Here is an 8,127-nt window from a genome sequence, read left to right as displayed (position 1 = left end):
CCGCCCTTCTCTCGGCCCGGATCGTGCCGTGCTGGCGGGTGATGATCCGGTGGCTGAGCGCCAGGCCGATCCCGCTGCCGTGCTCCTTGGACGTGCCGGCGCGGTGGCGTCCCAGCCGCGGTCGGACAGCGGGAGGTCGCAGCAGACCACCTCCGCCCCGCGCTTCCAGGCCCACCGGATGGCCACCAGCTCGGGCGAGAAGTCGGCGAACGGGTAGAACCCGAGCCCGCCGTCGACCCGGGCCCCCGCGAGCGCCACCGGCGCCTGCGTCCCCGGGTCGGCCAGGTGCGCCAGCCAGGGCTGGAAGTCCGCCGGCAGCTCGACGCAGACCACCTCGGGGTCGGCGGCGTCCAGCAGCGCGGGCAGCACCACGGCCAGGGCGGGGCTGTGGTGCCGCACCCCCAGCAGGTACGGCCGCGACGAGGCCGCCAGCGCGGCGACCGCCTCCCGGGGATCCAGATCCGGGGCGGGCGGATTGAGGCTCTGAGCGGTCAACGGAGGTTCTCCCGCAGGTCCCACAGGCGGCGCCACATCGCCGACCCGTCCTCCGCGCGCCTGCGCACCGGCCCGTCCCAGTAGCCCAGCAGCCGCCCGTGATCCGCGGGGTCGTCCTTGCGCACGACCCCCAGCAGGTGACCGGGCACCAGGTCCAGCACGTCGCCGGTGGGCAGGTACGCCGCCGCCACCCCCAGCGAGGCCGCCACCTGCACGGCCTCGGCCGTGGACATGACGGTGCCGGGGCGTTCGACGTCCCAGCCCTCGGTGGAGCGGCCGGAGCGCAGGTCGCGGAAGACGGTGACCAGCGCGTCGAGCACGGCGTCGTCCACCCCGAAGGTCGCGCCGGCGCGCTCGACGACGGCCGTCGCCTGGCGGCGCACCAGGGAGACCTCGGCGTCGGCGTCGGAGATGGGGCCGACGGTCTCGAAGTTGAAGCGCCGCTTGAGGGCGGCCGACATCTCCGACACGCCGCGGTCGCGCAGGTTGGCCGTGGCGATGACGGTGAACCCGGACGCCGCCGCGACCTGAGCGTCCTCGGTCCCGGCCAGCTCGGGCACGCTGACCCGCCGGTCGGACAGGATCGACACGAGCGCGTCCTGGACCTCGGGCAGGCAGCGGGTGATCTCCTCCACCCGGGCGACGCGGCCGGAGCGCATGGCGGTCAGCACGGGCGAGTCGACGAGCGCCGTCCGGCTGGGGCCCTGGGCGAGGAGCAGGGCGTAGTTCCAGCCGTAGCGGAAGGCGTCCTCGGTCGTGCCGGCGGTGCCCTGGACGGTGAGCGCGCTGGTGCCGCACACGGCGGCGGCCAGCAGCTCCGAGAGCATCGACTTGGCGGTGCCGGGCTCGCCGACCAGGAGCAGGCCGCGCTCGCCGGCGAGAGTGACGACGCAGCGTTCGACGAGGGCGCGTTCGCCGACGAACTTGGGCGCGATCTTCATCCGGCCGTCCAGCGTCTCGTCGCCGCTGCCGCAGATGAAGGTGACGACCGCGCGCGGGGTCAGCGCCCAGCCGGGCGGGCGGGGGCCGGAGTCGTGGGTGGCGAGGAAGGCGAGTTCGGCGGCGTGGCGCTCCTCGGCGGGCAGCACCTGCCGGGCCGAGGGGGCGCGATCTTCGGTCAAGGTCATGAGAAGAGAAGTCCTCTGAGTCATCGGTGGATGGAATGGGCGCGCCCCGGAGCAGGGGCGCGCCCCGAGCAGGTCAGCGGCGGCGTCCGCGCTTCACCTTCAGCTCCTCGAAGCGCGGCGCGTCGCCGTCGCGCACCCGTCCCCAGGCCCTGGCGTACAGGTCGGCGGCGGGTTCGACGGGCACGAGCGGCACCCCGGTCGACTCCGTCACGTCGAACAGCGCCAGCTTCCACTGCTCCAGCGGCAGCCGCGGCGCGCTCTGCGCCGTCCACCCGCCGGGCAGGAACAGCGACCGCCCCGCCCGCTCGCGGGTGGCCCGCACGACCAGGTCGGTGTCGGCCAGCTCGGCGTGGGCCGACTTGAGCCGGGCGGGCTTCCAGCCGGTCCACCGCGCCGCGTTCCGGTCGGTCGGGTCGGGCATGGCCAGCAGCATCAGGTACGCGGTCGCGGCGTCCTCGCCCAGCCCGAACTCCTTGGCCACCTCGACGACCAGATGGGGCACGGAACGGCTGGGATCCTGCGGCCACCACGTGCCGTCGGCCCCGCGTTCCCCGGCGAGCGGGTCGCCAGGGTCGGCCAGCAGGGCCTCGAAGCGCGGGCCGCGGACGGTCCGCAGCGCGTCCATGGCCGGGAACGACCCCTCCGAGCCGATGAGGGCCCGCAGGTAGGGGTCGTCGCCGGCCTCGTCCAGGAGCGAGACGCGGACGGCGGGCGCGGGCCGGTCGTCGTGGGTGGCCATGAGGACGGCGCCGTACCTTTCGTACCCCTCGCCGGTCTCGGTGGGCGTGCCGGCCGCCTTGCGGAAGGCGGGCAGGTCGACGTACCGGCCGAGGTCGAGCAGCAGGCCGGGGGCGGCCAGCCGGTCGCGTACGGCGGCCAGCACACCCGGCAGCGCGGCCCTGATCGGGTCGCCCGCGGGCAGCCGGTGCGCGAGCCAGCGCGACATCACGATGGCCGTGTGCAGGGTGTCGGCCGTGAAGCCGGTGGCGTTGCCGTCGGCGGGGTGGGCGCGGTCGCCCCGGATGGCCCAGGCCAGATCGTGGCCGAGCTCCGGCTCGCCGGCCGGGTCGATGAGGGCGCGCAGCGCGCGGCCGGTGTCCCAGCCGGTCCTGACCGTGCGGGACGCCTCGCCGAGCAGCCATTCGGGCACGGCCGTCTGGTGGCCGATCCTGTCGTTCCAGACGGCCGCCGCGGCGGCCACGTCGGGACCGTCGCTCCAGAGCCGGGCGGGCTCCTGAGGCAGCAGCGCGGCGACGACCGCCCGCCGGATCCCCGCGCCGATCTCGCGCAGCTCGTTGCGGGCGATGGCGGCGTCGGCCACCTTCACGCCGATCGTGGTGCGGGTCTCCTTGGCGAGGAAGGAGTGCTCGTGCGAGTCGACGGACGGCAGGCCCGCCACGACCAGCCGGGCCATCGTCAGCGAGACGCCGGTGAGCCGCGAGAACTCCTCGGCCGCCTCCGGCCGCCACGGCGCGGGCCCGCGTTCGGCCAGCTCGGCGCGGAACGCCTCCAGCCACCCCTGCGGCCGATCCACGCCGACCGGGTCGGAGGAGCTCAGCGAGTACGGCTGCGGCACGTCGAACCGCCCGGACGGGTCGTGGAACAGCGCACTCCACCGGGTCGTGGAGTCGTCGGCCGCGTCGTGGCCGAAGAGCACCAGGAACGCGCCGCCCTCCAGCGGCAGGACCCCGCGCTGCCAGGTGCCCTCGCGCCACTCGCCGTCGGGCGTCTTCAGATACCGGTTGGGCAGGTGGACGGCGACGCGGCGCCACCGCGACGGGTCGGCCGCCGTGGGCAGCCCGGCCTCGGCCAGCCCCTGCAGCAGCAGCTCCTGCGGGACGCGGTGCTCCTCGGCGATGGTCGCCGATCCGGCGCGGTAGGCCACTGCGGCCAGGTGGTCGAGCATCGGCTCCCAGTCCAGGCTGGAGTGCGGCAGCCCCGGTCGGTCGAGGTGGATGTGGCCCACCCCGGCCGGAGCATCGTCCGCCAGCGCCTGGATCCTCCGGATCTGCTGGAAGGCCCCGTCGGTCTCGTGGCGCCAGTAGTAGGAGGTGGAGATGTCCAGCCCGCTGAGCGCCTCCTGGAGCTCGTAGTCCGTGGGGCCCACGGGGGCCTGCTCGCGATGTCCGCCGGCCAGCGCCTCGGTGAGCCTGGCGGCGACGGCGTCCAGCGAGGCCTGCTGCGCGCCGGCGAACCGCACGATCCCGGCGATGCCCGCCACCAGCCCGTCGTGGCTGACCTGGGGCAGCAGCTCCCGGATCCGCGCCGGCAGGTCCTCCTCAGGGGCCGCGGCCAGCAGCCGCGAAGCGGTGTCCGGGCCGAGCTCGCGCAGGGCGGCCGACCCCTCGGGGTCCCTCGGCCGCAGGTGGTGCCAGTAGCGCAGCGGCGGCAGGATGATCGTGCCCTCTCCGAACGCGCCGGGAGCGGCGTCGGTCTTGGCGGTGGCGACGCACACGCCGTCGGCATCGACCAGTTCGACCCGGTAGCTCCCCTTGAGGACGGCCACGGGCCGGTCGGCGCCGGGGAAGGTCAGGATGCGCGTCGGCTTGCCGCCGTCGGGCGGGAGGGTGATCGCGCGGCCGGACAGGTCCTCGCCGCGCAGCGAACCGTCGGGCAGCCGCGTCACCCGCCAGCCGAGCAGCCCGCCCACGGGTACGCCACTCGGGGTCGCCTCCTCGGACGGGGCGGGCAGCAGCCAGCCCCCGTGCAACGTCGTGCCCGCGGGGATGTCGGTGAGGAAGGCGGGCATGCTCTTCCTGCCGTGCTGCCCGCTGACCGGGTCGTACTCGTGCCAGCCGAGAGTGTTGCGGTCGGAATCGTCCCAGGTCCACACCCAGTAGGAGGTGCCGTCGGTGATCACGGACCGTTCGAGGGGGACGGTGGTGTCGCCGGGGTGCACCACGCCGAGCCCGGTGGTGCGCCCGCCGCCGGGCAGCGCCAGGGTGACCGCGTCGTCGCCGTGGTACCAGTCCATGCGCGTGCCCCGGGTGCTGACGCTCTGGCTCTCGACGGCGTGGACGCGGTCGGCCGAGGTGTGCCAGTAGCCGCGGTAGGCGTAGTCGGCGGTGCGGGACTGCCAGTAGACGAACAGGTCGCCGTCGACGTAGTGGTAGCCGATGTCGTTCCACGTGTCGTTGGGCGCGATGCGCAGGTCGTGGGTGAGCACGGCGCCCTCGCGATCGAGCACGCGGACCTGCCGGGAGCCCGCCGCGATCAGGTACGGCCAGGCGTCGGCGACCACGATGTCGTCGACGTCCTTCCTCGGTACGAGGGTCGCGGCGGCCTCCTCCCAGGCCGGCCAGCCCAGCTCGTCGAAGATCCCGGTCCGCAGCGTACGGGCGAGCACGGGGGAGACGTCGGCCGAGGCGGCCTGGCGTACCTCGTCCTCGGCCAGGACCAGGGCCTCGCCGGGCAGCCAGGACAGCCGCCGCAGGGCTACGGGCAGCTCGGGCAGCCCGGCGGACGTCGACCGCGCGCAGACCTTGCGCACCCACTCGGCCAGCATCGGCCGGCTGCCGTCGGAGGCGGCCAGCAGGCGGACGGCGCGCAGCCCGTCGGAGTCGCCGGTGAACGTGTCGGCCGCGCGCTGGAAGGCCGGCGTGAACCGGCCGTCGGCGGCCAGCGCGGTCAGGTCGCGCTGCCCCTCGCCCTTCGCCCAGTGCTCCAGCCGCAGGTAGTCCCCCTCATCGGGGTCGGCCACGGGCAGGCCGAGCGCGAGGAACAGGTCGAGCAGATCGACGTCGTACGAGTCCGTCAGCCGGGTCGTGGTGCCCGCGAGCTCGGCGCGCAGCCGGTCGGCGGCCCGCTCGACGAGCGTGTAGAGGGCCGGCAGCCGCGGCGGCAGGCCATAGGTGGCGTTGCGGGTGGTGAGGAAGCGCCGGAGCCAGCCCGACGCGCCGTCCTCCGGCACCTGGCCCGAGACGAGCTCGTCGACGGCGCCCGCCGCCTCGAGGACGTCCAGCCACACACCGGGCACGTCGTTGTCGTGGCTCTGCGGCATGACGGCGAGCAGCGTCGCGCGCACCTCGGGCTCGCGCGCGCCCAGCGCGCCGATCGCCGCGCGGTGGGCCTTCCACCAGCCGGTGGCGGCCCGCAGGGTGGCGGGCAGGGCGAGCAGCTCGCGCAGGTACGACTGCTCGGTCGCGTCGGCGTCCACGCCGGCCGCCCTGGCCAGGCGGCGCAGGTCGGTGGCCATCTGGGCGGAGGGGGGCATCCCGCCCGCCGTGCGCCGCACGCACAGCTGGGAGAAGCGGCGCAGCGCCTCGTCGGCGGAGACCCGGGCGGCCAGCTCCTTGGCGTAACCGGACAGCACCTTGACCGGCAGCGCCCCCGCCAGCGCGAACTCCAGGAACACCGAGTCGAGCCGGTCCTCGTCGACCTCCAGCCCGTGCTCGGCCTCCGCCTTGCGGGCGCTGGAGAACATCTGGGAGGCGTAGGTGGCGTTCTCCACGCCGATGAACACCCGCCCGGCCTGCTCGTAGAACGTGGGCAGGAAGTGCGGCACGGACGCGCCGAGCCGGCGGGCCAGCTCGTGGTAGCCGTCGAGCGCGTTCTTGGGCTTGGACTTGGCCTGGCGGGAGATCCGCTCCAGCTCCGGGACGACGGCGAGCGCGTGCTGCCCGTCGCCGGGGTAGTGCACCAGCACCCACTCGGGGAACCCGAGCGAACGCCTTAACCCGAGCCCGACCACCTCCGGCTCTCCGTCGGGCGCCAGGCCCAGGAATCCGGCGGCCAGGTCCTCGGCCGCGCCCAGCTCGCCCGCGACCAGGCGCACGACCACGCGGTCGTCGAGCACGGGGTGACGGTAGCGGCGGGCGGTCATGGGTACGGCGCCCTCGACCGCGCTCTCGGTGTCCGGCGGCAGGATCGCCCCCGCCTTCAGCAACTGCTCGCTCATGCGTCCTTGCCCTCCTCGACCTTGCGCCCCGCGTACAGCGCCGCGGCCATCCGCATCCCCTCCGACCAGGCCACCGGGCCGACCTCACGCAGCGGCAGCGTCCTGCCGTCGAGGTCCTGCCAGGTCAGGCCGCCCGTGCTCACCTCGTCCTCCCAGTACGGCTCGCCGATCCAGACGCTCGCCTCGGTGATGGCCCCGGCGTCGCGGACCCGGCAGGTGGCGTAGCCGCCGGTGACCCGGTAGCCGAGCGTGGTGGCCCGCGCGGCCAGGCCGAAGCGGGAGTCGTACGTGCCGCCGGAGAACTCCGTCACGGTCGTCGCCCTGACGTCCAGGTCGGCGGGCTTGCGCCAGGTGGCGCGGTGGATCTGCTCGACCTTCTGGACCACGCCCAGCTCGGCGGCGAACTCCCGCAGGTCGTCGAGGTCGGGCAGCAGCACCGGGTGGGGCAGCGTCACCGTGCGCGGCGACAGCCGTACGGTCTCGCCGTCGAGGTTGACCACGCGCAGCTCGCCCGTCTCGGTGGCGTCGCGCAGGAAGCCCACCTCGTCGGGGTCGTCGCCGACCACGGCCAGGTCGCGCAGCGCCGACTGCCACGCCTCGTCCGGCCACACCCGGGCCAGCAGCCCGGTCGGCACGGGCAGTGACGACACCATCCACAGGTCCGCCTGCGCCACGCACGCGGCGGCGTGGCGGCCGAGCCACTCGGCGAAGCGGCGCAGCCGGTCCACCTCGGGGTGATCACGCAACGCCTTCGGCAGCGATTTCAGCTGCCGTCCCGCCGATCGGCCGGAGGTGGCTCGCGCCGCCACCCGGCCTTCTATCAGGGCAACCTCGTACCCATCGCCCGCTGCCAGCCAACCCAACGGTCCCCGCCTTCCAGACGCCCGAATTTGGGCATGAAACCTCGAATGAGCAGGGGTTTCCGTGCCCCTGCCGCTGTTGTTGCGCCGAACCTAGCGGCCCTGACCGACAAATGCGTTGATCTCGCGAATTATCGGGCAAGCGGTCTTGTCACGGTGCGGGCCGTGCCCGACGATCATCGCGACGGGCGAGCGCGCGGGGGGTGACGGTTCGTGGGCGGCAGGTCTTCGATCGTGATCGGCGGGCCGGCGGCGGTCCCGTCCCTGTCGTCGTGCAGCGGCGGCGGGCCTGCGGAAACGACCCCCTCCACGACGAGCTCATCCGGCTGGTGGCCCAGGGCGAGGGCGCCGCGAAGTGCCCGTCCGACTCCGACGGCTGGCTGGACGCCCCGGGAGGCTCCCGGACGGCCTGCCTGCGCAACCGCCTCGGCCCGCACCCCGGGGACCCCGGCAAGGGCGGCGGCGTCCTGAAGGCCGGCGACTGCACGCTCATCCAGGACGGCGACGTCCAGGAACACCACGATGTACGGGCTGCCGCACGGCCCCGACCCTTACCCGTCCGTCACCTGCATCCGGCGATTGTGACCCCTCGATAGGCTGGCGGCATGATCTTAGTGACCGGTGCCACCGGCAACGTCGGCTCCGAACTCGTCGCCGCGCTGGCCTCGGCCGGCCGGCCGGTCCGGGCGCTCGTCCGGGACCCGCGCCGCGGCCCCCCCCCCCCCGCCGGGGTAACGGCAGGCCATGC

At 74.7% G+C, this 8,127-nt stretch carries 6 protein-coding genes; 2 read left to right on the top strand and 4 right to left on the bottom strand.

The window, feature by feature from the left end; all coding sequences use genetic code 11:
- From ACWDX9_RS55805 to ACWDX9_RS55790, 4 genes are all read right to left on the bottom strand, one after another.
- Nucleotides 1–495, bottom strand: a 495-nt coding sequence (locus tag ACWDX9_RS55805) for a DUF5682 family protein (protein ID WP_449970887.1), incomplete at its 3' end; no start/stop codon positions are given.
- Nucleotides 492–1,622 (bottom strand): ATP-binding protein, encoded by a 1,131-nt coding sequence (locus ACWDX9_RS55800; RefSeq protein WP_449970885.1) that lies wholly within the window; start codon nt 1,620–1,622, stop codon nt 492–494. The genes ACWDX9_RS55800 and ACWDX9_RS55805, both read right to left, overlap by 4 nt.
- A gap of 73 nt (nt 1,623–1,695) precedes the next feature.
- A complete protein-coding gene (locus tag ACWDX9_RS55795; protein WP_449970882.1) occupies nt 1,696–6,519 on the bottom strand; it encodes a DNA-binding protein in 4,824 nt (1,607 codons plus the stop codon).
- On the bottom strand, nt 6,516–7,328 hold the full coding sequence (locus ACWDX9_RS55790; RefSeq protein WP_449970879.1) for a DUF4132 domain-containing protein: 813 nt from the start codon (nt 7,326–7,328) through the stop codon (nt 6,516–6,518). The genes ACWDX9_RS55795 and ACWDX9_RS55790 overlap by 4 nt, the downstream gene beginning before the upstream one ends.
- A gap of 254 nt (nt 7,329–7,582) precedes the next feature.
- On the opposite strand from ACWDX9_RS55790, the gene ACWDX9_RS55785 reads away from it, so the two are divergent.
- The gene (locus ACWDX9_RS55785; RefSeq protein ID WP_449970876.1) at nt 7,583–7,975 is read left to right on the top strand and encodes a hypothetical protein; all 393 of its coding nucleotides are present in this window, start codon (nt 7,583–7,585) and stop codon (nt 7,973–7,975) included.
- Between the two features lie 9 nt (nt 7,976–7,984).
- The coding region (locus ACWDX9_RS55780) for an NmrA family NAD(P)-binding protein (protein WP_449970889.1) at nt 7,985–8,127 on the top strand (143 nt) is incomplete at its 3' end.

The sequence above is a fragment of the Nonomuraea sp. NPDC003201 genome, from assembly GCF_053590415.1.
The sequence above is the reverse complement of the archived record's forward strand: the minus strand, read 5'-3'. Positions and strand labels throughout refer to the sequence as shown.